Source organism: Ruegeria sp. H7 (assembly GCF_056532945.1).
Window position 1 is genome coordinate 62,750 of the sequence record NZ_JBQFNZ010000001.1, and the last position, 23,961, is coordinate 86,710.

The 23,961-nt window shown below is 60.0% G+C and carries 21 protein-coding genes; 16 read left to right on the forward strand and 5 right to left on the reverse strand.

Annotated elements, in window-relative coordinates:
• The first annotated feature begins 68 nt into the window (after positions 1-68).
• The 5 genes from ACR0AC_RS00295 to ACR0AC_RS00315 all read left to right on the forward strand — a co-directional run bounded on the left by ACR0AC_RS00295 (position 69) and on the right by ACR0AC_RS00315 (position 7,533).
• The gene (locus ACR0AC_RS00295; RefSeq protein ID WP_480871612.1) at positions 69-2,486 is read left to right on the forward strand and encodes a GcvT family protein; all 2,418 of its coding nucleotides are present in this window, start codon (positions 69-71) and stop codon (positions 2,484-2,486) included.
• A gap of 31 nt (positions 2,487-2,517) precedes the next feature.
• Complete coding sequence (locus ACR0AC_RS00300; protein ID WP_480871613.1) at positions 2,518-3,120, forward strand: nucleotidyltransferase family protein; 603 nt, start codon at positions 2,518-2,520, stop codon at positions 3,118-3,120.
• A gap of 737 nt (positions 3,121-3,857) precedes the next feature.
• The gene (locus tag ACR0AC_RS00305; protein WP_480871614.1) at positions 3,858-5,294 is read left to right on the forward strand and encodes a Do family serine endopeptidase; all 1,437 of its coding nucleotides are present in this window, start codon (positions 3,858-3,860) and stop codon (positions 5,292-5,294) included.
• 195 nt (positions 5,295-5,489) lie between these two features.
• Positions 5,490-6,170, forward strand: a complete 681-nt coding sequence (locus tag ACR0AC_RS00310) for a response regulator transcription factor (RefSeq protein ID WP_170451226.1) — start codon at positions 5,490-5,492, stop codon at positions 6,168-6,170.
• Complete coding sequence (locus ACR0AC_RS00315; protein ID WP_480625927.1) at positions 6,163-7,533, forward strand: ATP-binding protein; 1,371 nt, start codon at positions 6,163-6,165, stop codon at positions 7,531-7,533. Before ACR0AC_RS00310 ends, ACR0AC_RS00315 begins: the two co-directional genes overlap by 8 nt.
• Here the strand turns inward: ACR0AC_RS00315 and ACR0AC_RS00320 are convergent.
• Genes ACR0AC_RS00320 through ACR0AC_RS00330 form a run of 3 tightly spaced genes read right to left on the reverse strand, consistent with a single transcriptional unit; the run spans position 7,530 to position 10,273 of the window.
• Positions 7,530-7,997, reverse strand: coding sequence for a CYTH domain-containing protein (locus ACR0AC_RS00320; protein ID WP_170451230.1), 468 nt, complete (start codon positions 7,995-7,997; stop codon positions 7,530-7,532). The genes ACR0AC_RS00315 and ACR0AC_RS00320 overlap by 4 nt on opposite strands.
• Positions 7,994-8,749, reverse strand: coding sequence for a ParA family protein (locus ACR0AC_RS00325; protein ID WP_480871615.1), 756 nt, complete (start codon positions 8,747-8,749; stop codon positions 7,994-7,996). The genes ACR0AC_RS00320 and ACR0AC_RS00325 overlap by 4 nt, the downstream gene beginning before the upstream one ends.
• A gap of 3 nt (positions 8,750-8,752) precedes the next feature.
• Positions 8,753-10,273 (reverse strand): CHAD domain-containing protein, encoded by a 1,521-nt coding sequence (locus tag ACR0AC_RS00330; RefSeq protein ID WP_170451234.1) that lies wholly within the window; start codon positions 10,271-10,273, stop codon positions 8,753-8,755.
• 302 nt (positions 10,274-10,575) lie between these two features.
• Here ACR0AC_RS00330 and ACR0AC_RS00335 point away from each other — a divergent pair, with 302 nt between their 5' ends.
• Positions 10,576-10,923, forward strand: a complete 348-nt coding sequence (locus ACR0AC_RS00335; protein WP_480871616.1) for a TfoX/Sxy family protein — start codon at positions 10,576-10,578, stop codon at positions 10,921-10,923.
• Positions 10,924-10,978: 55 nt separating this feature from the next.
• On the opposite strand, the gene ndk is transcribed toward ACR0AC_RS00335, so the two are convergent.
• Positions 10,979-11,401 (reverse strand): nucleoside-diphosphate kinase, encoded by a 423-nt coding sequence (gene ndk, locus ACR0AC_RS00340; protein WP_170352964.1) that lies wholly within the window; start codon positions 11,399-11,401, stop codon positions 10,979-10,981.
• Between the two features lie 103 nt (positions 11,402-11,504).
• Entirely contained in the window at positions 11,505-12,707 is a 1,203-nt protein-coding gene (locus ACR0AC_RS00345) for a multidrug effflux MFS transporter (RefSeq protein WP_170621687.1), read from the reverse strand.
• Between the two features lie 101 nt (positions 12,708-12,808).
• Here ACR0AC_RS00345 and ACR0AC_RS00350 point away from each other — a divergent pair, with 101 nt between their 5' ends.
• From ACR0AC_RS00350 to ACR0AC_RS00395, 10 genes are all read left to right on the forward strand, one after another.
• The gene (locus tag ACR0AC_RS00350) at positions 12,809-14,662 is read left to right on the forward strand and encodes an ABC-F family ATP-binding cassette domain-containing protein (protein WP_170451240.1); all 1,854 of its coding nucleotides are present in this window, start codon (positions 12,809-12,811) and stop codon (positions 14,660-14,662) included.
• Positions 14,659-15,279, forward strand: coding sequence for a MarC family protein (locus tag ACR0AC_RS00355; protein WP_170451242.1), 621 nt, complete (start codon positions 14,659-14,661; stop codon positions 15,277-15,279). Before ACR0AC_RS00350 ends, ACR0AC_RS00355 begins: the two co-directional genes overlap by 4 nt.
• Positions 15,280-15,321: 42 nt before the next feature.
• Positions 15,322-15,903, forward strand: coding sequence for a TIGR02281 family clan AA aspartic protease (locus ACR0AC_RS00360; RefSeq protein WP_170451244.1), 582 nt, complete (start codon positions 15,322-15,324; stop codon positions 15,901-15,903).
• A gap of 46 nt (positions 15,904-15,949) precedes the next feature.
• Entirely contained in the window at positions 15,950-16,570 is a 621-nt protein-coding gene (locus ACR0AC_RS00365) for an ImuA family protein (RefSeq protein WP_480871617.1), read from the forward strand.
• 62 nt (positions 16,571-16,632) lie between these two features.
• Complete coding sequence (locus ACR0AC_RS00370) at positions 16,633-17,847, forward strand: MFS transporter (RefSeq protein ID WP_170518127.1); 1,215 nt, start codon at positions 16,633-16,635, stop codon at positions 17,845-17,847.
• Positions 17,844-18,437, forward strand: coding sequence for a YceI family protein (locus tag ACR0AC_RS00375; protein ID WP_170621683.1), 594 nt, complete (start codon positions 17,844-17,846; stop codon positions 18,435-18,437). Before ACR0AC_RS00370 ends, ACR0AC_RS00375 begins: the two co-directional genes overlap by 4 nt.
• Before the next feature lie 83 nt (positions 18,438-18,520).
• On the forward strand, positions 18,521-19,741 hold the full coding sequence (locus tag ACR0AC_RS00380; protein WP_170451252.1) for an MFS transporter: 1,221 nt from the start codon (positions 18,521-18,523) through the stop codon (positions 19,739-19,741).
• Positions 19,742-19,967: 226 nt separating this feature from the next.
• Positions 19,968-20,657, forward strand: coding sequence for a sterol desaturase family protein (locus ACR0AC_RS00385; protein ID WP_480871618.1), 690 nt, complete (start codon positions 19,968-19,970; stop codon positions 20,655-20,657).
• A 124-nt stretch (positions 20,658-20,781) separates the two neighbouring features.
• On the forward strand, positions 20,782-22,500 hold the full coding sequence (gene metG / locus ACR0AC_RS00390) for a methionine--tRNA ligase (protein ID WP_480871619.1): 1,719 nt from the start codon (positions 20,782-20,784) through the stop codon (positions 22,498-22,500).
• Between the two features lie 282 nt (positions 22,501-22,782).
• Positions 22,783-23,961 (forward strand): efflux RND transporter periplasmic adaptor subunit, encoded by a 1,179-nt coding sequence (locus tag ACR0AC_RS00395; protein WP_170451259.1) that lies wholly within the window; start codon positions 22,783-22,785, stop codon positions 23,959-23,961.

Consider the following 23,961-nt stretch of genomic DNA (forward strand, 5'->3'; position numbering starts at 1 on the left):
TGTCGCATTTGGCGTTGCATCTGCGCGCGCGCAGATCACAGTGGAAACCAAGCAAATCGGAGGCGTTCATGAAACTTCAAACCCGTGTGGCGGTGATAGGCGGCGGCGTTGTCGGGTGTTCCGTGCTGTATCACCTGACCAAGCTTGGATGGGCTGATGTGATGCTGCTGGAACGCTCGGAACTGACCAGCGGTTCGACCTGGCACGCGGCGGGCGGGTTTCATACGCTGAACGGCGACACCAACATGGCGGCGCTGCAAGGCTATACGATCCGGCTGTATAAAGAGTTGGAAGAGATCACCGGCATGTCCTGCGGGCTGCACCATGTGGGCGGTGTGACCCTGGCCGACAATCAGGACCGCTTTGACATGCTGCTGGCCGAGCGGGCCAAGCATCGCTTCATGGGTCTTGAGACCGAGATTGTCGGCCCGGACGAGATCAAAAACATCGCCCCCATCACCAACACCGACGGCATCATCGGCGCGCTTTATGATCCGCTGGACGGGCATCTGGACCCCTCGGGCACGACACACGCCTATGCCAAAGCGGCGCGGATGGGCGGAGCCACGATCGAGACCCATTGCATGGTGCGCGAAACCAACCAGCGCGCCGACGGCACATGGGACGTGGTCACCGACAAGGGCACGATCCACGCCGAGCATGTGGTCAACGCAGGCGGCCTTTGGGCACGTGAGGTCGGCGCGATGGCGGGGGTCTATTTCCCGCTGCACCCGATGGAGCATCAGTATCTGGTGACGGACTCGATCCCTCAGATCGAGGCGATCATCGACGCGGGCGGCGAGCATCCGCATGTGATGGACCCTGCGGGCGAAAGCTATCTGAGGCAGGAAGGCCGCGGCCTGTGCATCGGGTTCTACGAACAGCCCTGCAAACCCTGGGCCGTAGACGGAACGCCATGGGAGTTCGGGCATGAACTACTGCCGGATGACTATGACAAGATCACCGACAGTATCGAGTTTGCCTATAAACGCTTTCCGGTTCTGGCCGAGGCCGGTGTGAAATCGGTGATCCACGGGCCGTTCACCTTTGCGCCGGACGGGAACCCTTTGGTCGGGCCGGTGCCGGGGATGCGCAACTATTGGTCGGCTTGCGGCGTGATGGCCGGATTCTCTCAGGGCGGAGGTGTCGGACTGACGCTGGCGCAATGGATGATCGAGGGTGAGCCAGAACGCGACGTCTTTGCCATGGATGTGGCCCGGTTTGGCGATTGGATCAGCCCCGGCTATACCCGCCCGAAGGTGATCGAGAACTATCAGAAACGCTTCAGCGTCGCCTACCCGAATGAGGAACTGCCCGCCGCCCGCCCCAACCGCACAACACCGATGTATGACATCTTCAGCGATATGGGCGCGGTCTGGGGGCAGCAATACGGGCTTGAGGTGCCGAATTATTTCGCCCAAGGGGATGAACCGGGCTACGAAACGCCGTCCTTCCGACGTTCAGACGCGTTCGACGCCACGGGCCGCGAGGTGCGCGCCGTCCGCAACAGCGTCGGCATCAACGAGGTGCATAATTTCGGCAAATACCGCGTCACCGGCCCCAGCGCCCGTGCGTGGCTGGACCGGATCATGGCCGGACGCATTCCGCAGCCGGGGCGCGTGTCTTTGACGCCAATGTTGTCGCCCAAGGGCAAGCTGATCGGTGATTTCACCGTTTCCTGCCTGCGCGAGACCGAATTCCGCCTGACGGCCTCATATGGCAGTCAGGCTTATCACATGCGCTGGTTCCAACAAAAATTGGCCGAGGGCGTGACCGTTGAAAATTTCAGCGACCGTCTGAACGGCTTCCAGATTGCAGGGCCAAAGGCCACCGAAGTACTGGCGGCCTGCACACGTCAGGATGCGACAAACCTGAGGTTCCTCGACGTTTGCCCAATGACCATCGGCATGACCGACTGCATCGTCCAGCGGGTCAGTTATACCGGCGATCTGGGGTATGAGATCTACTGTGATCCGATGGCCCAAAGGCAGCTCTGGTGGACCTTGTGGCAGGCCGGGCAACCGCATGGAATGGTGCCTTTTGGTATGCGTGCCATGATGTCCCTGCGGCTGGACAAGTTCTTTGGCTCATGGATGCGAGAGTTCTCGCCCGATTACACCGCTGCCGAAACGGGGCTGGACCGCTTTATCTCATTTTCCAAGAACGCGGACTTCATCGGCCGCGCCGCAGCCGAGGCAGAGCGTGCCAATGGCACCGCCCGTAAGCTGGTCGCTTTTGAGGTCGATGCCGAAGACGCCGATGTGAATGCTTACGAGCCGATCTGGCTGGACGGGTCCGTCGTCGGTTTCTGCACCTCTGGTGGGTTTTCGCATTATGCGCAGAAGTCCGTCGCCATGGGCTTTCTTCCAACAGACCGTGTAAGCGACGGGCTGGAGGTCGAAATCGAAATCCTGGGCCAGATGCGCAAGGCCCGCGTGATCTCGACCCCATTGTTTGATGCGGATGGTGCCCGGATGAGGGGATGACTCGGCGTCGCCCGGACGGCATGGTGGCGGAATGACGAGGATTCCCATCATCCTGCTGGCCGCCGGGCAATCGTCGCGGATGGGCGGCGCGGACAAGCTGTTGCAACAGGTGGACGGTGCTCCGCTGCTCAGGCGATCCGCCCAAACTGCGCTGGCCGTGGGGCCTGTGACGGTCGCCCTGCCCCAAAGGCCTCATCCCCGGTATCAGGCGCTGGACGGTCTTGATGTTCGTCGGGTGCCGATTCCGGACGCTGCGGAAGGGATGAATGCCAGCTTGCGCGGTGCTTTGGCGCATATACGCCCGGACGCAACAGCCGTCATGGTGATGCTGGCCGATTTGCCCGACCTGACTGCGGACGATCTGGCGGAGGTTCTGGCAGCACACAACAACAACCCCGACTTCCTGATCTGGCGCGGTGCCACACAAAGCGGCAAGCCGGGTCATCCCGTGGTGTTCGACCAAAGCCTGTTTGCCGCGCTGGCCCAATTGACCGGAGACGAAGGCGCGCAATCCGTCGTGCGCGCAAACAAGGATCGGGTCTTCACAGTTGCCTTGCCGGGGTCACATGCACTGCTGGATCTGGACACGCCCGAGGACTGGGCCGCATGGCACCAAAACCAGCCCCCAAAATGATCACGGCCCGGTCGTTGAAGACCGGGCCGCGTACCCAAACAGGACTACCACTTTTCTTCGATCTCAAAAGCGCGACCAATCTCGCCAAACAGGCTGACTGGGTTTTCCGCCGCTAAACCTAAACAAGACCCCCTCGTTAACATGCCGCTAGCGCTACTTAAGACCGAGATCACCGTTGGCACCCCCTAGTGCCTTCGGTTCCCCCTCACTTGGGCAGGTTCATATTCCCCGATCCGATCCGTCGAAACAACGTAAAATTGGACAAAACTGCCCAGTTCAGCAGCAAACGAATGGCTTTTAAGCAACATTCTGCTTTCGCTTGCACAACTTCCAAGTGTGCTTAGATTTTTAGGAATTCACAAATAAGGCCGTTATGCACATGCGTAATGCGCTATCTGATAACAATCTCGTGTTGTTAAACCGGTCGGCTCACAGTTTTTGGAACCGGTCCACAACTAAAGGAAGATCACTCTCTTTTTGATATTTCAGGCCACCCGATTGTCCACAAGGGAAACGAAATTCAACACTTTTGAGTGTTTGACACACGTTTCGGCAACAATCCTCCGATTCGCTCAAGGCCTTCGCCCGAATCTCTGACCCACATCGCGGCACACCGAACAGGCGGTTTGTGGCAAAATTAAGATTTCTTAACCCTCTCGCCACGTAAGCCAAAGACTGGCGTTCTATCTGCCTGTTAACGCGCGACAGCAATCGCGCGATATGAACAGGAGACACAAATGAGCATCCGTAAATCCTCGCTTCTTTTGCCGCGAAATTCCAGTTGGATCGGCGTCAGCGCACTGGGCGCTGCATTGCTGGCGACAACCGCTCTGCCCTCGATGGCGGATGAGGCACTGGCCGATCTGGTCGAAACCGTATCCCCGTCGGTGGTGACCATCATCGCCGAGCAGGACATCGCCACAAGCCCGGCGCAAGGTCAGGAGTTTGACTTCGAAGGCCATCCCTTTGGCGAGTTCTTCAAACGCTTCGGTGGCCCCGAAGGTTTCCAAATGCCACAACGCGGCCCGGCACAGGGTCTGGGATCGGGGTTTGTTCTGGATGAGGCCGGGTTTATCGTGACCAACCACCACGTGGTCGACAACGCCTCATCGGTCACTGTGCGCCTGAACGATGACCGCACGTTTGACGCCGAAGTGATCGGCACCGACCCGCTGACCGATATTGCCGTTCTGAAGATCGACGCAGGCGAAACCCTGCAAGCGGTCGAAATGGGCGACAGCGACGTGATCCGCGTGGGCGAGGACGTGGTGGCCATCGGCAACCCGTTCGGCCTGAGCTCGACCGTTACCACCGGGATCGTCTCGGCCAAGGGCCGCAACATCTCGCAAGGGCCTTATGCCGAGTTCATTCAGACCGATGCGGCCATCAACAAAGGCAACTCGGGCGGTCCGCTGTTCAACATGGAAGGCGAAGTGGTCGGTGTAAACTCGGCCATCTATTCGCCCAGCGGCGGCTCGGTCGGCCTTGGCTTTGCGGTGACATCGAACATCGTGGAACATATCGCAGCCGATCTGCGCGATGACGGTCAGGTCAGCCGTGGTTGGCTGGGCGTGTCGATCCAGAATGTAAGCCCGGAACTGGCAGCGGCGCTTGGTATCGACAGCTCGACCGGTGCTTTGGTTTCGGACGTCGTGGCCGGTAGCCCGGCGGACGGTGTTCTGCAACAGGGCGATGTGATCCTGAGTTTCAATGACGAGACCGTGGATAACAGCAGCGACCTGCCCCTTCTGGTTGGCACCACCAAAGTTGGCACCGAAAGCACCCTGACCGTGCTGCGCGACGGCACCCGACAGGACCTGCAATTGACGATTGGCCAGCACCAGTCGGCCCAGGCCCAAGTGGACGGCCCCGTTGATGCGGAAGCCACTGGTACCCAACTGGGTGTCACCGTTGCGCCGCTGACCGAGGCCGCCCGCGCCGAGATGGGTGTGGCCGAAGGCGTTGACGGCGTGGTTGTGACGGACCTGAAACCTGACAGCCCTGCCGCCAAGGCCGGTCTGCAGCGCGGTGATGTCATCGTCAAACTGGGTGGCCAGGACACGCTGACGCCGGATGCACTGAAAGCTGCGCTGGACAGCGAAAAGACCGACCCGGCGCTGGTGCTGATCAATCGCAGCGGCAACCAGATCTTTGTCGCGGTTGAAATCGCCTGACCGAAGACCCGCGCGCGTCACATGATGGGGATATATGACGTGCGCTTCCTGGCGGAATTGATTTGTCCGCAATCCGCCGGGCTTGCCGGGTGCGCGAGGCCGCACCCGGCTCGATCCCTCAGATACGAACCATTCTCAAACCATGTGCTTTATCTGAAAATTGTGTTTAAATCCCGATAGAAAGGAACCCCGATCATGAGCCGACGCCTGCTGATCGTCGAAGATGACGAAGACACACGGGACTTCATCGCTAAAGGTTTCAGCGAGGAAGGCTATGTGGTCGAGGTTGCCGCCGATGGCCGCGAAGGGCTGTATCATGCCACGGATGGCGGCTTTGACGCCATTGTTCTGGATCGGATGCTGCCGGGCTTGGACGGGTTGTCCCTGATCAAATCCATGCGCGCTGCAGGGTTGAAAACCCCCGTTCTGATGCTGACCGCCATGAGCGCGGTGGATGAGCGCGTGAAAGGTCTGCGCTCGGGCGCGGATGATTATCTGGTCAAGCCGTTTTCCTTTCAGGAACTGCACGCAAGGATCGAAGCGCTTTTGCGTCGCCCGCAGGAATCCGAGGAAACGCCTACCCTGACCTGCAAGGATCTTGAGATGGATCTGCTGACCCGCAAAGTCACGCGCGACGGGCATGAGATCACGCTGACCCCGCGCGAGTTCCAGATCCTCGAATTCTTCCTGCGCCGCAAAAATCGCGTCGTATCGCGCACCATGCTGCTGGAAGGCGTTTGGGATTATCACTTCGACCCGAACACCAATGTCGTGGACGTCCATATCTCAAAACTCCGCCGCCAGTTGGACGAAGGCGGCGACGCGCCGCTGATTGAAACGGTCCGAGGTGCGGGTTACATGATGTCTGATGGATAACCTGCGGCTTTCCCTGAACAATTCTCGCACACGGCTGGTTCTGGCCAGCATGGTTCTCAGCACGCTTTTGACGGCGACGGTGCTGGCGCTGGTCTATGTTACCGCCAATCGCAGTATTGAATCCGAAACCCGCTCGGTCGTGTCAGCAGAACTCACGGGGTTGGCTGATGAATATGAACGCCGGGGCCTGATCGGGCTGATCACAGCCATCGAACGCCGCCTTCCCAGCGCCTCGGAACGCGATGCGCTGTATCTTCTGACGGATCGGTTCGGCAACAAGCTGGTCGGAAACCTCAAGCAATGGCCCGAACATATCACGGCAGGCAGTGGCTGGGTTGAACTGGAACTGCGCCGCGCCGATGACGATCAACTCGTCCCCGTCTCGGCCGCGTCGATCCGCCTGCCCGGCAGGGAGCGCCTAATCGTCGGCCGCGACGCCGTCGCGCGGCAACAATTCGACCGGGTTCTGCTGCGATCCGTAGCGCTGGCCCTTGGCATCGCATTGGCGCTGAGCGTGCTGACCGGCTGGTTGTTCACCCGGCTGGTTTTTTCCCGCCTGTCCGACATCGCCAGCACTGCCGAGAACATCGTCTCGGGCGATCTGTCCCGCAGGATGCCGTTGCGCGGCACTGGCGATGAGTTCGATCAGGTGGCCGGAACACTGAACAACATGCTGGATCGGATCGAAGAACTGATCAGCAACCTGCGCACCACGTCCAACTCGATAGCCCATGACCTGCGCTCGCCCCTGTCGCGCCTGAAACAACGGGTCGAGGCGCTTTCAGATCCCGACAAAAGCGACTTGGATCGTGAGGTTGATATTGCCCGCGCCACCGGAGAGATCGACCACGTTTTGCGGGTTTTGGGGCAGTTGACGGAAATCTCACGCGCCGAGGCCGGGCTGGGCCGTGAACAGTTCGAACAGGTGGATTTGCAGCAACTCGCCCGCGACGTTGTTGAACTCTACGAACCTGTCGCCGCTGATCAGAACATCCGGCTAAAGGTTCAGGGACAGGCCGCCCCGATACAGGGCCACCGGCCCCTTCTGTCTCAGGCGCTGTCGAACCTGCTGGAAAACGCTATGCGCTATGCGCCCGAAAACACCGCCATCACAATCTCGATCGGTGAGGATGGTGACACGGCCCACCTGAGTGTGCGTGATCAGGGACCGGGCGTCCCGCCAGAGGACCTGCATCGCCTGCAACTGCCATTTGTGACGCTTGACCCTGCCCGTACGGAACGCAATGCGGGGTTGGGGTTGGCGCTGGTCGCGGCGATCTCACACATGCATGGCGGTCAGTTCGCGGCCCGGAATTGCGAACCGGGCCTTGAAACCACCCTGAATCTGGCGCGCCGGGTTTAGTCAGGCGCGCCGTCGATGGCCATGTTCTTGTTTTTGTAGCGCTTATCCTCGGTCACATCCGCGCCGAACCAAGCGGGCGGCGCAAAACTGTGCGCCTCGTCTTCTGACGAGAACTCAACCTCGACAAGTTGCAGCGGCGCCAAATTGCCTTGGAAGATATCCAGCTCGAACACTCGCCCATCTGGCAACGCGCCGGTGAACCGTTCTTTTTCGACCCGCCGCCCTTCGGTCTCAGGCCAGAAGGTTTCGAATTGATCGGCCGAGATTTCGGCCTCACGCTCAACCCGAACCAGCCCTCCGCCGCCCTTGAGGGTCAGGAAGTACCGGTCATTCTTCTGCCGCAACCGCAATTCGGTCGAATCGTCAGGGGCCGTCAGATAGCCCTGCCGCACGACCGCCTTCTGCGTGCCGCTCAGGTCCGGCAGACTGTTGACCAGAAATTTGCGCTCGATTTCCTTGCTCATTTGGTCGCAACCACCCCGTTTTCCAATTCCTCATACAGCGCCTTGTAGGCCGCCCCTGCCACGCCGCGCGGGGCGTAGGTGACCACCGGCGCGCGATATTGGCCCATCTTTTCGATATCCGAGGCAAAAGGAATGCAACTTTGCATGAACCGCTTCCGATAAGCCTTGCGCATCGTCTCCATCGTCTGCTGATGCAGGGTTTTGCGTTGCTGGACCATCGAAAAAAATGCATTCAGCTTTTTCTTCGGCAGTTTGTGTTCGTCAAAGAACCCCACCAACTGATCGAACGTACGCTCCGACAGGGTGGTTGGGATGACCGGCACGACAATCTCATCGGCGGCCTTAAAGATATTCTCGGACAGGGTCGAAAAATTCGGCGGGCAATCGAGGATGATGACGTCATAGTCACTGCCCGCCGCCATCAGAGCCTTTTTCAGGCGCGAACGCTTGTTCCGCATCCGAGACAGAAACACGTCAAAATCGCGGAAGGTCAGGTTTGCGGGAAGAATATCCAGACCGTCGAAATCGCTGGCCCGGATGGCGTTGGTAAAGCGCTTCACATCCTCAAAAAACCGCGCATCCGTGAGCTTTTTCGAAGGCTTGACCCGAAAGTAAAACCCCGAGGCGCCTTGTGGATCAAGATCGCACAGCAGCACCAGCTTGCCCGCCGCGGCATAGGCATGGGCCAGATTGACCGAGGTTGCTGTTTTCCCGACACCGCCTTTGTTGCTGTAACAGGCAATGATCTTCATTCCTCACTCCTTGGGCTGGTGAAACAGGCTGCGGAACAGATGGCGTGTTTCGGGGGCATCGAATTGCTGGAAATTGGCGATCACCCGGTCACGCTCGGCCCGCTGACGTTGATCCAGTACGGCGATCAGCCCGCCAACAGCCAAACCGACCTGAGCATCCACACGGCCTTGGGCGTTTGATTGCTGAGACGTAAAAGCCAGCAGAGCCTCTTGCTGGACCGAGAAATCGTTGAACAGTCCAAGGTTATCCTGAAGCTTTTTCAGGGGCTTGAGGATCGATTTGAAATCCTTTGCGTCGAACAGGGGCGCAAAGAACTCCATCAGGTATCGGAGTTTCTTGCAGTCGATCCGAAGGCCATGCACTGATTCATCCGGAGTTTCGGGCGTGATGCTGCGCGCGATCTTGCAGACCTTGCGATAGCGTTTCCAGATCAGCGCGCAGGCATAATCATACGCCCCGCGCTGCGCATTCGGTCCCGGTTTTACGTTATCCGTCCCGTCAAACAGCGCCCTGAGGTCAGACATCTGGCTTTGGTAAGTCTTGCTGCGCAATCGGCGCGTGATGCGCGACAGTTCTTGGGCGCGTTCCTTCTGGAATTGCGCAAACATGGCGTCCAGACCAGCATGAAGCGTGCTTGGCACCAGGTTGAAATACATATCCTTTTCCAGAAGATAGACGTCCAGATCCCGCATCCGCCCTGTCGGCGCCATCAGCTCCGAGAAGGTCTTTTTGAATTCGGCGGTCTGCGCCTCAGAAAACACCCCTTTGAACAGGCTGATGACCGAGCGAATTCGACGCAGCGACACGCGGTAGTCATGCAGAAACTCGGTATCAATATCCGCGATCAGGCCACTTTCATTTTGCTGCGCAACCTTTAGATAAGTCTTGATAATATCAGCCGCGACTTGAATCGAGGGTTCGTCGGTCCCCAATGCGATCTCGGGCTTGGCACGATAACGCGCGTCGGTCGCCGATACCGCATCCGCCAGTGATTCAATGTCCGGGCTTGCCCCAACCATTGCACGGACCGCAGCGCAGGCTTTGTCAAAGGCTTTGTCGTATCCACGCAATCGCCGAAGGCGCAGGATTGTCGCCCGACCATGTTCCGTAGACAACGACACCACACTGCCGCGCACTTGCGTCTTTTGCAGATCGTCCAGCAGGGCCACGTCGCTTTCCTGCCTTTCTCCCGTGGCGATTTCCATCAAGGCGCGTAGTTTGGGAAAGCCGCTCAAAGCCTCACGCACAGGACCTGTTGGCAGATCCTGCACAAACCGGCCCCGGCCCTTGCCTTTTTGGATCCGGCGCGCACCGTCCTTCTGCAACAGGTGCAACGCCCCTTCCGTTTCCAACAATATCCGACCAGAGGCGCGGATCGACTGATCATGGCAATCCAGCAGAATAAACGGCTTACCAGCGTACGACCTGGTGACTCTCACCGACATATCAGTCAGGGCCGACGCAAACGCAGCCTGATCAAACGCGCCAAGAACAAAGAAAAGCGCCTCGGACTCAGAATTCATGAACTGCTCTTTCGTTCTGCTTCAAGGTCGTCATTGACCAGAATCTCCGTGACCTTCTGAATGCCGATGCTTTCTACAATCGAACTTTTTTCAGCAATCCAAGGGGCTTTCCCTCAAGCCAATGTGGGGTGTTTTTCGCTATTCTCCACAGTTTGGCCGAAGCCTTTGGTTCTAACCATCCAATTTTCTGCGATGGCATGACGTTATGAATGCAAGACTCTGCATTCGTTGCAAGTAAAACCGGGCGCGACCCGACGAAATGCGCGGGTGACAGCCCTGCAACGGCTGGTTAAACCAAGGGCATGTCTGATCCCGTCTCATCCATCCGCAATCTGGGTCCCGCCTTCGAGCAAGCCTGCGCCCGCGCGGGCATCCATTCAGCGCAGGAACTGCGCGAGTTGGGGCCGGATGAGGCGTATTCCCGGCTGCTACAGGCCGGAACCAAAGCGCATTTCATCGGGTATTATGTGCTGGTGATGGGCCTGCAGGGCCGCCCTTGGAACGACTGCAAGGGTGAAGAGAAAAAGCAGCTGCGTCAGCGGTTTAACGCCATCAAGGCCAGCACCAAAGCCGCTCCGGAAAACCAGATGATCTCGGATCTGGATGCGATTGGCGTGCGTGTTGCCGCCAAGGATCTGAAACAGGTCTGAACGAAAAAGACCGCCCCAAAACGGAGCGGCCTCAAAATCCGATATAAGCCGTAGCTTAGCCGACCAGTTCGATGCCCGAGAAGAAATAGGCAATCTCGACTGCTGCGGTTTCCGGTGCGTCCGAACCGTGGACCGAGTTTTCACCGACCGATTCAGCGAACTCGGCGCGGATGGTGCCGGCGGCCGCGTCAGCGGGGTTGGTTGCGCCCATGACTTCGCGGTTCTTGGCAATGGCGCCTTCACCTTCCAGAACCTGAACAACGACCGGAGCCGACGACATGAATTCGCACAGTTCGTCATAGAACGGACGCTCGGCGTGGACTTCGTAGAACTTGCCAGCCTGTTCCTTGGTCATGTGGATGCGCTTTTGCGCAACGATGCGCAGGCCCGCGTCTTCGAATTTGGCGTTGATCTTGCCAGTCAGGTTGCGGCGGGTTGCATCGGGTTTGATGATCGAGAATGTGCGTTCCAGTGCCATGTCGGCCTCTCCTTAACATAGGGCGCGACACTCGCGCCGAAATCCATCGCGCGCCGCGTAGCATGGTATCGGGCGTAAGAAAAGGACAATGATTGCCTGACATTCAGATCGTGTCGGGAAGCGGGTCGTGCAGATCGATCCAACGCACATAGAGGATGGACAAAAGCCCCGCAAAGCTGCTGGCGCACATCATGCCCAACACGACAAAGGGCGCGTTCTGGGCACTGACCAGTGCGCCGGTGGCTGAGGTGAGAATAGCGCCCAACAGAACGGTGATCGCGCCGGACAATCCGGCGGCGCTGCCCGCAAGCTGCGGCCTGACCGACATCAACCCGGCCGTTGCATTGGCGACAGTCAGACCGTTGCCAAAGCCCACGAAGACTGCGGACCCAAAAAACGTCCAGACCGTGCCGAACCCGCCAAGGAATGTCAGCAAGCCGATCAGCGGACCAAGCGAGGCGATTGCCCGTCCAACAAGGATCATCGTGCTTAGTTTTGTGTGGGCGGCGAGGCGTCCGGTCAGAAAGCTGCCAGCCATGAACCCCAGCGTGATAATCCCGATCCCTACCCCTAACAAAGCCGGGTTGAGATCGAACCACGCGCCCGCGACCAAAGGCGCGCCAGTGATGAAGGCATAAAAGCCCCCGATCGAAAATGCCGCGCAGAACGAATAGCCCCAGAACCGGCGAGAGCCGAACAGCTGCGGATAAAGCCGCATCTGCGCGGCGAAAGTTGCGTTGGCGTTTGTGTTGGTCTCGCCCATATCGGCCCAGACCAGCACCAACATGGCCACGCCCAACATGGCATAAAGGACAAAACCCGCGCGCCAGCCGAACAGCATTTCAAGCACGCCGCCCAGCATCGGGCCCAGCATTGGCGCAAGGGCCATCGCCATCGAGATGTAACCCAGTTTGCTGGCGGCTTCGTTGGGCTCGTACATATCGCGCACAGCAGCGCGCGACAGCACCTGCCCCGCGATGATTGCGCCCTGCAACATGCGAAAGCCAAGAAAGACCCAGATCGACTCGGCCAAGGCGCAACCGACAGATGCCGCAACAAAAATCACCATGCTGAGCAGCAGAACGGGCCGCCGCCCGAACCGGTCGGACAAGGGCCCCATGATCAGTTGCAGAACAGCGGACAGAGCCAGATAGCCCGCGACCGCCAGATTGACCAATCCATAGTCAGCCTGCAAATCCTCACCAATATGGGCCAGTGACGGCAGGAACATATTCAGCGACAGCACCGACAGCGCGGTCAGCAGAACCAGCGTGATCAGTGTCGGGTGCGATTGGGCCGCGCGCATAAGGTGTCTCCGGTGCTTGCAGAACGCGCTAACACATTGCCCGGCGGTTGAACATGCCAAGCCGCTGGCGGCGGCATCACGGCTCTGCTAAGAGCGGCCTCATGCTACGGATCGAAGACATCACCTATGCCGTTGAAGGCCGCCCCCTGTTCGACGGGGCCAGTGCAACCATTCCCGACGGGCACAAGGTCGGGCTTGTGGGCCGCAATGGCACCGGCAAGACCACCCTGTTTCGACTGATCCGGGGGGAACTGGCGCTGGAGTCCGGCAATATCTCGGTCCCGAAACGGGCGCGGATTGGTGGGGTGGCGCAAGAGGTGCCCTCGTCCGATGTGTCGCTGATCAACACGGTTCTGGCCGCCGATACCGAACGTAGCGCGCTGATGGCCGAGGCCGACAGCGCCACCGACCCCGCACGGATCGCGGAGATCCAGACCCGTTTGGCCGATATTGATGCGTGGTCGGCCGAGGCGCGCGCGGCCTCGATCCTCAAGGGTCTGGGGTTCGATGACGACGACCAGCTGAAACCCTGTTCCGATTTCTCGGGCGGCTGGCGGATGCGCGTGGCGTTGGCGGCGGTGCTGTTTTCTCAGCCTGATCTGCTGCTGCTGGACGAACCGACCAACTATCTGGACCTCGAAGGCGCCTTATGGCTGGAAAGCTATCTGGCGAAATATCCGCATACGGTCATCATCATCAGCCACGACCGCGGGCTGCTAAACCGCGCGGTGGGCTCGATCCTGCATCTGGAGGATCGAAAGCTCACCTACTACGCGGTGCCATACGACAAATTCGCCGAACGCCGGGCCGAGCGGCTGGCGCAGGCGGAATCGGAAAACGCCAAGGCCAAGGCCCGCATCGCGCATCTGCAAAGTTTCGTGGACCGGTTTCGCGCCAAGGCGTCCAAAGCCGTGCAGGCCCAATCTCGCCTGAAGATGATCGAACGCATCCAACTGGTCTCAACCCCGCAAGAGGCCGCGTTGCGCGCGTTCTCTTTCCCGGAACCCGAGGAACTGTCGCCACCCATCATCAATCTCGAAGGCGGCGTCACGGGCTATGGCGAGACCGAAGTGCTGCGCCGTCTGAACCTGCGCATCGATCAGGACGACCGCATCGCGCTGCTGGGCAAGAACGGTCAGGGTAAATCGACCCTGTCCAAGCTGCTGTCCGACCGCCTGCCCCTGATGGTGGGCAAGATGAGCCGCTCCAACAAGCTGCGCATCGGCTATTTCGCGCAGCATCAGGTGGATGAGCTCTATGTGGACGAGACGCCGCTGGACCACTTGCGCCGCCTGCGCCCGGATGAGGCGCCGGGCAAGTGGCGCTCGCGTCTGGCCGGGTTCGGCCTGAACGCGGATCAGGCTGAGACCAAGGTGGGGCGTCTGTCGGGCGGTCAAAAGGCGCGGCTGTCGCTGCTGCTGGCCACCATCGACGCGCCGCATATGCTGATCCTGGACGAGCCGACCAACCATCTGGACATCGAAAGCCGCGAGGCGCTGGTCGAGGCGCTGACCGCCTATTCCGGCGCGGTTGTGCTGGTCAGCCATGACATGCACCTGCTATCGCTGGTGGCGGACCGGCTATGGCTGGTCTCGGACGGGACGGTCAAGCCGTTCGATGGCGATCTGGAGGCCTATCGTTCCTTGCTGCTGGCCCGCGACAAACCCGTGAAGGCGAAGCCGCAAACCGCCAAGCCCAAGCGCCCCTCGCGTGAGGCGATGCTGGCCCTGCGCGCCGATCTGCGCAAATGCGAGGACCGGATCGAGAAACTGACGGACATGCATGACAAGCTGTCGGCCAAGCTGGCGGACCCGGCCTTGTACGAGGATGACAAGATCAACGATCTGGAAACCTGGAACCGTAAATTCGCCGAAGTCACCGAAGCCATGCAAAAGGCCGAGGCGCTTTGGGTTGCTGCGGCTGAAAAACTGGAACAGGCCGAGAGCGCCGCATGACTGACGCCGCCTTCTTCATCACCGCCTTCACCACCTTGTTCGTGGTGATCGACCCGTTTGGCACCGCGCCCATCTTTGTCGCGATGACGCAGGATATGGACGCGCGCACCCGGCGGCGAACGGCCTATCGCACCTGCGTTGTGGCTTCGGGCATCCTGATTGCCTTTGCCGCCTTTGGTGAGGCCGTACTGGGTTTCGTTGGCATTTCGATGGAGGCGTTCAAGGTCGCCGGCGGCGCACTGCTGTTCCTGACCGCGCTGGACATGCTGTTCGAACGCCGCACCAAACGGCGCGAGGATCGGGCCGAGGAAGAGGAACACAACGATCCGTCCGTCTTTCCGCTCGCCATCCCTCTGGTCGCCGGGCCGGGATCGATTGCGACCATTATTCTGCTATCCGGGCAGCATCCGGGCATTCAGGGAATTGCTGCGGCAGTGGCCGTAATGCTGGCCGTCATGGCGGTGGTTCTGTTGTTCTTCTTGTCGGGCGGTCTGATCGCCCGCATTCTGGGCAAAACCGGTCTGAACGTGTTGACCCGGTTGTTGGGTATGCTGCTGGCCGCCCTGTCGGTGCAGTTCATTCTGGATGGCCTCAAGGCCTTTGGTTTTGCGTCCTAAATCCCCATATAGAGGGTCAGAACCAAGGATAAGGGCAGCAGCATGAATGGCGACGATATCGGGCGTTTGGTGTATCTGGTCGTGTTGGCCGCGGCCATATTGCTGTGGTTTGTCGCCCAGAACCGCCAATCCCTGAACAAGACCCTGCAACAGGTGATGGCCTGGGTGTTCATCTTTGTGGGCGTCATCGCGGTCATTGGCTTGTGGGAGGATATCCGGTCCTCGGTCGGCCCTGCTCCGCAAATGGCCGTCACCGGCGACACCATCGAGGTTCCGCGCGCGCAGGACGGGCATTATTACCTGCCGGTCACGGTGAACGGCGAGCCTATTGTCTTCCTTGTGGATACCGGGGCCAGCCAGATCGTCCTCAGCGCGCAGGATGCGGAACGTGTGGGCATTGACCCGGATCAGCTGAACTATTTCGGGCGCGCGATTACCGCGAACGGCGAGGTCCGGACCGCGCCCGTGCGGCTGGATAGCCTGGAACTGGGGCCGATCACGGACCGCAATGTCTCGGCCTGGATCAATGAAGGTGAACTGCATCAGTCGCTGCTGGGCATGGATTACCTGCATCGGTTTTCGAACATCCAGTTCACCGATGGTCGCCTGATCCTGTCGCGCTAAACGCACCCCACTTGAGAGCAAAATAAGAACATGATACGAACATATCATGTCTGCTCAGCTTCTTGGTCAAAAATCCGCGCGCGCCGCGCCGGGGGTCAAACTTCATGAGGAAATCGCCCTGCAACTGGGCCGCGTGCACGAAGTCTGCGGTCCGGCCCGGCGCAGTTTTGCCATGTGGCTGGCCGGTCAGATGCAGGGGCCGGTCTTGTGGATTTCCCCCGCGTGGGAGCCCGGCCAGTTACACCCCGACGGGATGATGCCCTTTGCCGATCCCGCCCGGTTCATCTTTGTCCACCCCACCCGCGCCGAAGATCTGCTGTGGTGTCTGGAAGAGGCGCTGCGCAGCGGGGCCATTCCGCTGATCGTCGGCGATCTGCCCCGCGCGCCGGGGCTGACCCCGATCCGGCGGATGCATCTGGCTGCCGAACAGGGCGGCGCGATGGCGCGCGCGCCGCTGGGTCTGCTGCTAACCCCCGGCGATGGTGGCGCGCAAGGGGTCGAGACGCGCTGGCACATGGCCGCCAATCATAAGGGAGAGGCCCGCCGCTGGACCCTGACCCGCCGCCGCGCCCGCGCGCTGCCGTCGGTCACATGGCAGGCCACCATGACCGCCGCCCGCGCCGGTTTGCACCTGAAACGAGTCGAAACCGAGGATGTTCTGACCTGAGACCGCATCGATCACGCAAGATGTGACTGGTCAAACCCCGGACTGCACCCTAGCGTCACCGCATGACTCACCCGATCCACGATAGCCGCTACTCGTGGCTGCGCCTTCTGATCACGCTCGCCATCGCAACGGTGGCGAATGTGGGCATGTGGGCGGTGATCGTGGTGATGCCCGCGATCGAGGCCGAATTCGGTGCAGGGCGGGCCGAAGCCTCGTTGCCTTATGTTCTGTCCATGATCGGCTTTGCCCTGGGAAATATGTGGTTGGGGCAAATGGTTGACCGTCTGGGCGTGACCATAGCGCTGATCGGGGCTGCAATGCTGAGTGCGGTCAGCTATCTGCTGGCGACTTGGGCCCCGAATATCCTGCTGCTGTCGGCTGCGCATCTGCTGCTGGGTCTGGGCACATCGATTGGGTTTGGCCCCCTGATCGCCGATATTTCGCATTGGTTCATGAAGCGACGCGGAATTGCCGTGGCGCTGGTGGCCAGCGGCAACTATCTGTCCGGCGCGATCTGGCCCACGCTGCTGTCCGACATTCTGGCCCGCGATGGCTGGCAACAGGTCTACCTGACCCTAGCCGCCCTGACCCTGCTGGTCGTCATTCCCCTGTCGCTGCTGCTGCGCCGCCAAGTCCCGGTCGAGGCGCACAGCACAGCCGCCGCGACCGCGCAGATCAACGCCCGCAGCGTTGGCGTCTCACCCCGCGCGCTGCAGTATATTCTGGGCCTTGCCGGTATCGGCTGTTGTGTGGCCATGTCCATGCCGCAGGTCCATATCGTCTCGTATTGCGTCGGACTTGGATACGGGCCCGCCGTGGGGGCCGAGATGTTGTCGCTGATGCTGCTGGGTGGCGTTGTCAGCCGGATTATCTCGGGCTTGCTGGCGGACCGGTTGGGTGGCGTCATGACCCTGCTGATCGGCTCGGTCCTGCAATGTATCGCGCTGTTTCTGTTCCTGCCTTATGACGGGATGGTCTCGCTTTATGTCATCAGCATGCTGTTCGGTCTGGCACAGGGCGGCATCGTTCCCAGCTACGCGCTGGTCGTGCGTGAATACATGCCCCCGCAAGAGGCCGGGGCGCGTGTCGGCTTTGTCATGATGATGACCATTCTGGGCATGGCCCTTGGCGGCTGGATGTCGGGATGGATTTACGACGTGACCGGAAACTATCAACTGGCCTTCGTGAACGGCATTCTGTGGAACGGGCTGAACATCGCCATCGTGCTGATGCTGCTCAAACGTTCCCGCCCCAGACGAGAGGGGGTCATGGCATGACCACCCTGACCCGCCGCTGTGTCCTTGCCGGGTTGGCTGCCCTGCCCCTGACCCGGACGGCGCAAGCCGCTTTGCAACCCTATGTTCTGTCGGCTCGGGACACCCGCGTCGGTTTCAGTTTCGATCTGTCGGGCGTTTCCCAGACCGGGTCGATGCCGATCCGGTCGGCGAATGTTCAGATCGATACGCGCCGATTGCAGAACAGCCGGGTCGACGTGGTGCTGGATGTTAGCAAGGCGCGCACACGGCTGCCGTTTGCCCGGATGCCGATGCTGGGGCAGACCGTGCTGAACGCAAAAAGCCATCCGACCATTCGCTTTGTCTCGACCGACGTTCAGCTTGGCCCGTCGGGCCGCATCTCGGACGGGGCGCGGATTACCGGCGATCTGACGGTGCGGGGCGTCACCCGTCCGGTGACCCTGGATGCGAGCCTTTATCGTCGCCCCGGAACAGCCCCGGACGATCTGGACCAATTGTCCATCGGCCTGACGGGTGCGCTGAACCGGCATGATTTTGGCGCCTCGGGCTATCCCGATCTGGTGGCAGAAAACGTCGGGCTGGACATCCACGCCGAAATCTCACGCGCCTGAAATCGGCCAAAGGTCAAAAAACGACCCCCTCGCGTCGAATAGGCGCGCGCATCTGCCTGTCAGAGCGTCAGTGTAACCCCATTATGCGCACGATCATTTCCTTCGCCGCCCTGTTTCTTTCCGTCATTCTGTTGCAACTGTCGACAGGCGGCGTCGGGCCATTGGACGCCATCTCGGGCATCACGCTTGAGTTCACGACCGAGCAGATCGGTCTGCTGGGATCGGCACATTTCATCGGGTTCTTTGTCGGCTGCTGGTGGGCCCCGCGTTTGATGGGGACTGTGGGCCATTCCCGCGCCTTCGCGGTCTGCACCGCCTTGGGTGCGATGGGGCTGATCGGGCACACACTGACCGAAAACCCCTATATCTGGGCCGCGCTGCGGATCGCATCGGGCACCTGTGTCGCCGGGTGCTATACAGTGATCGAGGCCTGGCTGAACGCAAAAGTCAACAATGAAACGCGTGGGCGCGCGATGGGCACGTACCGCATTGTCGACATGGGTGCCTCGCTGACCGCGCAGTTGATCATCGCGGTTCTGCCACCTGCCTCTTACGTGTCGTATAACCTGCTGGCCATTCTGTGCTGCGCCGCGTTGTTGCCGCTGACACTGACGCGGGCCAGTCAACCTCAGACACCTGATGCGCCTCGGTTGCGGCCCAAGCTGGCCTGGCGCAGTTCGCCCCTTGCCGTTGCGGGCGTGATCGTTGCCGCGCTGAGTTCCGCGTCGTTTCGAATGGTTGGTCCTGTCTATGGGCAGGAGGTCGGGCTGGGCGTGGACCAAATCGCGTTCTTCCTGGCCTCATTCGTGTTGGGCGGGGCATTGGCGCAATACCCGATGGGCTGGCTTGCGGATAAATATGACCGGCGCTGGGTTCTGATCTGGCTGTCCGCCGTCGCGGTCCTAAGCTGCGGGGTCACCATGGCGGCCAGCGGCACCGGAACTGTGGGTGTCATGCTGGCGGCTGGTTTCTTCGGCTTTACCACCTTCCCGATCTTTTCGGTTTCATCCGCCCACGCAAACGACTTTGCCACAACCGAACAGCGGGTCGAGCTGTCGGCGGCGCTGATGTTCTGGTATGCGCTGGGGGCCATTGCATCGCCCTACATTTCATCAACGCTGATCCAGCAATTCGGTCCCGGGGCGCTGTTTGCCTTTGTTGCGCTGGGTCACATCTTCCTGATCGGATTTGGCCTGGCCCGAATGCGGTCGCGCCCCACACCCGAAGAGCGAACAAATTACGTCTATGCACCGCGCACCTCCTTCACCATTGGCCGATTGCTGAAACGGTCCCGGGAAGGATAAAGAAGCAGGACCAGCATTGATCGCATCTGGCCCCAACGGTGCGAAACATGAATGTTGTGCCCAACACCCCGCGAGCGGATCATGCCTGAACGACCATCCCAAGGCGGAACCTGCGCGAGACCCGAAAGAAACTGACCTTCATTCTGTCCAAGTTAACGTCGGGTCGCAGGCGCTTATTCCGGAAAAGCATATAGTCTGATCCCGAATACTCGGGAGGAAGACGACAATGATGACCAGAGAAGCCATGCAGGCCTTCAGGGCGAAATACCGCGCTGGCATAAGCAAGATGTACAGCGGGTATTTTCATATGCTGTCGGTGGCCATCGCTGGCCTTTTCGTGATCTGCTACAGCCTGACTTTCGTCACGGACGTGACCGCGCCAGAGTTGCTGGTGATCCCGGCGACGCTTTTGTTTGTGAACTTTGCCGAATATGCCTCGCACCGCTGGCTTGGTCACGAAAAGACCAGGGTGCTTAAACTGTTCTACCAGCGCCACACCGGGGACCATCATTCCTTTTTTCTGGATACCGACATGGGATATGAAAGCCCATTTGACTGGCGTGTGGTTCTGTTCCCGCTCTATCTGATCTTTCTGTTCACGATGGGCATAGCGCTGCCCGGTGGCCTTGTTCTGGGATGGATATTCAATCCAAATGTCGGCGCGTTGTTTGCCGCGTCGACCATCGCCGGATATCTGCTTTATGAGGTGTGTCACTTCAGCTATCACGTCCCACCCGGCAGCCGGGCCGAGGCGATGTTCCAATCCATACCCGGCTGGTGGCGTCTCAGGCATCTTCATGCCTTGCATCACAAACGCGAACGGATGCAGGAGGCGAATTTCAACATCACCTTTCCGGTCTTCGACGTTGCATTGGGGACCTTGTATTGGGAACGCCCTGAAACGAACGGTGGCTGAACCTCTTAGGTCGCATTAGGGTCGGCAACACAGACGTTAAAATCGCTTCTGCCCGAAAGCCGGGCTTTTGCTGGCCAGTGACTTACTGTAGACGAGCGCGCAGACAGTTACGTGGACACGCAAAATGGCTCGGATTCTCATCACCTCGGCGATCCCCTATATCAACGGGATCAAGCACCTCGGCAATCTGATCGGCTCGCAATTGCCTGCTGACCTGTACGCACGTTATCAGCGTGGCCGGGGGAATGAGGTCATGTTCCTGTGCGCCACCGACGAACACGGCACCCCGGCAGAACTGGCGGCCGCCAAGGCGGGCAAGCCGGTCGCGGAATACTGCGCCGAGATGTATGGCGTTCAGGCCAATATCGCCAAACGGTTCGGGCTCAGCTTTGACCACTTTGGCCGCTCGTCCAGCGCGCAGAACAAGGTGCTGACCCAGCATTTCGCGGGCAAGCTGGACGAGGCCGGGCTGATCCGCGAGGTCAGCGAGAAACAGGTCTATTCCAACGCCGACAAACGCTTTCTGCCCGACCGCTATATCGAGGGCACCTGCCCCAATTGCGGCTATGACCGCGCGCGGGGCGACCAGTGCGAGAACTGCACCAAACAGCTGGACCCGACCGACCTGATCGAGCCGCGCAGCGCGATCAGCGGCTCGACCGATCTGGAAGTGCGCGAGACCAAGCACCTGTATCTGCGTCAATCCGCGATGAAGGATCAGTTGGACGCCTGGATCGACTCCAAGACCGATTGGCCGATCCTGACCACCTCGATCGCCAAGAAGTGGCTGCATGATGGCGACGGTTTGCAAGACCGCGGCATCACCCGCGATCTGGACTGGGGTGTGCCGGTCAAGAAAGGCGATCAGGACTGGCCGGGGATGGAGGGCAAGGTCTTCTATGTCTGGTTCGACGCACCCATCGAATACATCGCCTGCGCCAAGGAATGGGCAGATGCGAACGGCAAGTCGGATGCCGACTGGGAACGCTGGTGGCGCACTGACAAGGGCGCGGACGATGTGCGTTATGTGCAGTTCATGGGCAAGGACAATGTGCCGTTCCATACGCTCAGCTTCCCGGCCACCATTCTGGGCTCGGGCGAGCCGTGGAAGATGGTCGATCACCTGAAATCCTTCAACTACCTGAACTATGACGGCGGCCAGTTCTCGACCTCGCAGGGCCGTGGCGTCTTCATGGATCAGGCGCTGGAGATTCTGCCCGCCGATTACTGGCGCTGGTGGCTGCTGAGCCATGCGCCCGAAAGCAGCGACAGCGAGTTCACGTGGGAGAACTTCCAGCAATCGGTGAACAAGGATCTGGCGGACGTGCTGGGCAACTTTGTCAGCCGCATCACCAAATTCTGCCGTTCGAAATTCGGCGAGGCTGTGCCCCAAGGTGGCACCTATGGCGAACGTGAAAACGCACTGATCGACGAACTGACCCGCCGCGTCCGCGCCTATGAAGGGCATATGGAGGCGATGGATGTGCGCAAATCGGCGCAGGAATTGCGGGCCATCTGGGTGGCGGGCAACGAATACCTGCAGGCCGCAGCCCCATGGTCGACCTTTAAGGAAGACCCCGAACAGGCCGCTGCACAGGTGCGTCTGGGCCTGAACCTGATCCGTCTTTACGCGGTGCTCAGCGCGCCGTTCATCCCCGACACCTCGGCCCGGATGCTGAGCGCGATGAACACGCTGGACACCGGCTGGCCCGAGGATGTGGCGGCAGCGCTGGCCGCCCTGCCCGCCGGTCATGAGTTCACCGTTCCCGATGTCCTGTTCGCCAAAATCACAGATGAACAGCGCGAAGACTGGCAAACCCGTTTTGCTGGCACCCGCGACTGAATTCAGACCATCGTGACAGACACGACACGGGGGCCGCTTCGGCCCCCGTATTTTTTGCCGATACATCGCGTGACGCACCCTGTCGTACCAGGGTGCTGAACCCTTGGGGCCCTAAGTCAGCCGAAGCACGAAGAAAATTCTGCGCCCAAGGCCGCACAAGTCGTATTCAAGAAGCTTGAGATAAAGTCTCAAAACGTCCATCCTGTCGAGGAATTCTATCGACTCGCGCCGGGGCCTTTGGGGTCCGGGCAGCTATTTCATATCTACTGTGAGGCACGCGCCATGTCCCTTGATTTGACGAATATCGGTTTTCCCATCTTCGGGTCAGCCAAAATGCTGGGGCGGCATCTTGCCTTACTGACCTGCCTTGGGGTGGCGCATGGGGCTGCGGCGCAAGATCAAAGCGACGCGCCGCCGCCAAAGGTTTCCATCGCTGCGGCCTATACCCAAGAGATCACGGATGAAGCCGTTTTCATCGGTCGGGCCGAAGCCATCGACAAGGTGGACATCGTCGCGCGGGTCAACGGGTTTCTTGAGTCTCAGAACGTCGAGGACGGCGCACTGGTCCAGAAAGACGATCTTCTGTTTACCATCGAGCCCGACCTCTATGAGGCCACACTTGAGGCGCGCAAGGCCGATCTGGACCGCGCCGAGGCAAATCTGGAACTGGCAAAGGTCGATCTGGCCCGGAAAGAAGAGTTGTTCCGCCGTGATGCAACCCCGGAATCCGAACGCGACATTGCGCGCGCCAACGAACTGGTTGCCGAAGCCGAAGTCAAAGCCGCAAACGCAGCCATCCAGCAAGCCCAGCTTGACCTGAGCTACACGCAGATTCAGGCGCCGTTTTCGGGCCGCATCGGGCGCGTTGCCACAAGTGTAGGTGACGTTGTTGGCCCGTCGAACCCTCCGCTGGTCAACCTGGTCAGCGAAGCGCCGATCTACGTGAACTTCTCGCTGAACGAAAAACAATTTACTTCGGTTCTTCAACAGTTTGGCGAGAATGCCAGCACTCTGGCAGAAAGTCAGAAGAGCCCCAATGTGCACGTCACCCTGCCCAACGGGACGGAATTGGGTGAAACCGGCGAAATCGTGTTTGTCGACAACCGCATCGACCCTCTGACCGGCGCGATTACCGTGCGGGCCGAGTTTGAAAACGCGGATCGGCTGATCATCGACGGCGCATTCCTTAACGTCCAGATCGAAGCGCTGGAGCCGACCTTGCAGGTGCTTGTCCCTCAGGCCGCGCTGCAACGGGATCAGCGGGGCGAGTTTGTTCTGGTCGTCAATGACCAGCAGATGGTCGAACAGCGCTATATCACGACCGGTGACACGGTGGACACCGCCATCATCGTCACCGATGGGCTTCGCGAAGGCGAGAGCGTGATCGTCGAGGGCCTGCAAAGGGTGCGTCCTGGCGTGGCCGTGGATGCGGTCGTGGCCTCTGAGCAGCCGGGAGAATAA

Bases quoted from the DNA above. Each gene is read 5' to 3' on its own strand.
- ACR0AC_RS00315 (WP_480625927.1), top strand. From the start codon at position 6,163: ATGGATAACCTGCGGCTTTCCCTGAACAATTCTCGCACACGGCTGGTT.
- ACR0AC_RS00325 (WP_480871615.1), bottom strand. From the start codon at position 8,749: ATGAAGATCATTGCCTGTTACAGCAACAAAGGCGGTGTCGGGAAAACA.
- ACR0AC_RS00365 (WP_480871617.1), top strand. From the start codon at position 15,950: ATGTCTGCTCAGCTTCTTGGTCAAAAATCCGCGCGCGCCGCGCCGGGG.
- ACR0AC_RS00395 (WP_170451259.1), top strand. From the start codon at position 22,783: ATGTCCCTTGATTTGACGAATATCGGTTTTCCCATCTTCGGGTCAGCC.
- ndk (WP_170352964.1), bottom strand. From the start codon at position 11,401: ATGGCACTGGAACGCACATTCTCGATCATCAAACCCGATGCAACCCGC.
- ACR0AC_RS00300 (WP_480871613.1), top strand. From the start codon at position 2,518: ATGACGAGGATTCCCATCATCCTGCTGGCCGCCGGGCAATCGTCGCGG.
- metG (WP_480871619.1), top strand. From the start codon at position 20,782: ATGGCTCGGATTCTCATCACCTCGGCGATCCCCTATATCAACGGGATC.
- ACR0AC_RS00375 (WP_170621683.1), top strand. From the start codon at position 17,844: ATGACCACCCTGACCCGCCGCTGTGTCCTTGCCGGGTTGGCTGCCCTG.
- ACR0AC_RS00305 (WP_480871614.1), top strand. From the start codon at position 3,858: ATGAGCATCCGTAAATCCTCGCTTCTTTTGCCGCGAAATTCCAGTTGG.
- ACR0AC_RS00330 (WP_170451234.1), bottom strand. From the start codon at position 10,273: ATGAATTCTGAGTCCGAGGCGCTTTTCTTTGTTCTTGGCGCGTTTGAT.
- ACR0AC_RS00310 (WP_170451226.1), top strand. From the start codon at position 5,490: ATGAGCCGACGCCTGCTGATCGTCGAAGATGACGAAGACACACGGGAC.
- ACR0AC_RS00385 (WP_480871618.1), top strand. From the start codon at position 19,968: ATGATGACCAGAGAAGCCATGCAGGCCTTCAGGGCGAAATACCGCGCT.
- ACR0AC_RS00350 (WP_170451240.1), top strand. From the start codon at position 12,809: ATGCTACGGATCGAAGACATCACCTATGCCGTTGAAGGCCGCCCCCTG.
- ACR0AC_RS00370 (WP_170518127.1), top strand. From the start codon at position 16,633: ATGACTCACCCGATCCACGATAGCCGCTACTCGTGGCTGCGCCTTCTG.
- ACR0AC_RS00360 (WP_170451244.1), top strand. From the start codon at position 15,322: ATGAATGGCGACGATATCGGGCGTTTGGTGTATCTGGTCGTGTTGGCC.
- ACR0AC_RS00345 (WP_170621687.1), bottom strand. From the start codon at position 12,707: ATGCGCGCGGCCCAATCGCACCCGACACTGATCACGCTGGTTCTGCTG.
- ACR0AC_RS00320 (WP_170451230.1), bottom strand. From the start codon at position 7,997: ATGAGCAAGGAAATCGAGCGCAAATTTCTGGTCAACAGTCTGCCGGAC.
- ACR0AC_RS00335 (WP_480871616.1), top strand. From the start codon at position 10,576: ATGTCTGATCCCGTCTCATCCATCCGCAATCTGGGTCCCGCCTTCGAG.
- ACR0AC_RS00380 (WP_170451252.1), top strand. From the start codon at position 18,521: ATGCGCACGATCATTTCCTTCGCCGCCCTGTTTCTTTCCGTCATTCTG.
- ACR0AC_RS00295 (WP_480871612.1), top strand. From the start codon at position 69: ATGAAACTTCAAACCCGTGTGGCGGTGATAGGCGGCGGCGTTGTCGGG.
- ACR0AC_RS00355 (WP_170451242.1), top strand. From the start codon at position 14,659: ATGACTGACGCCGCCTTCTTCATCACCGCCTTCACCACCTTGTTCGTG.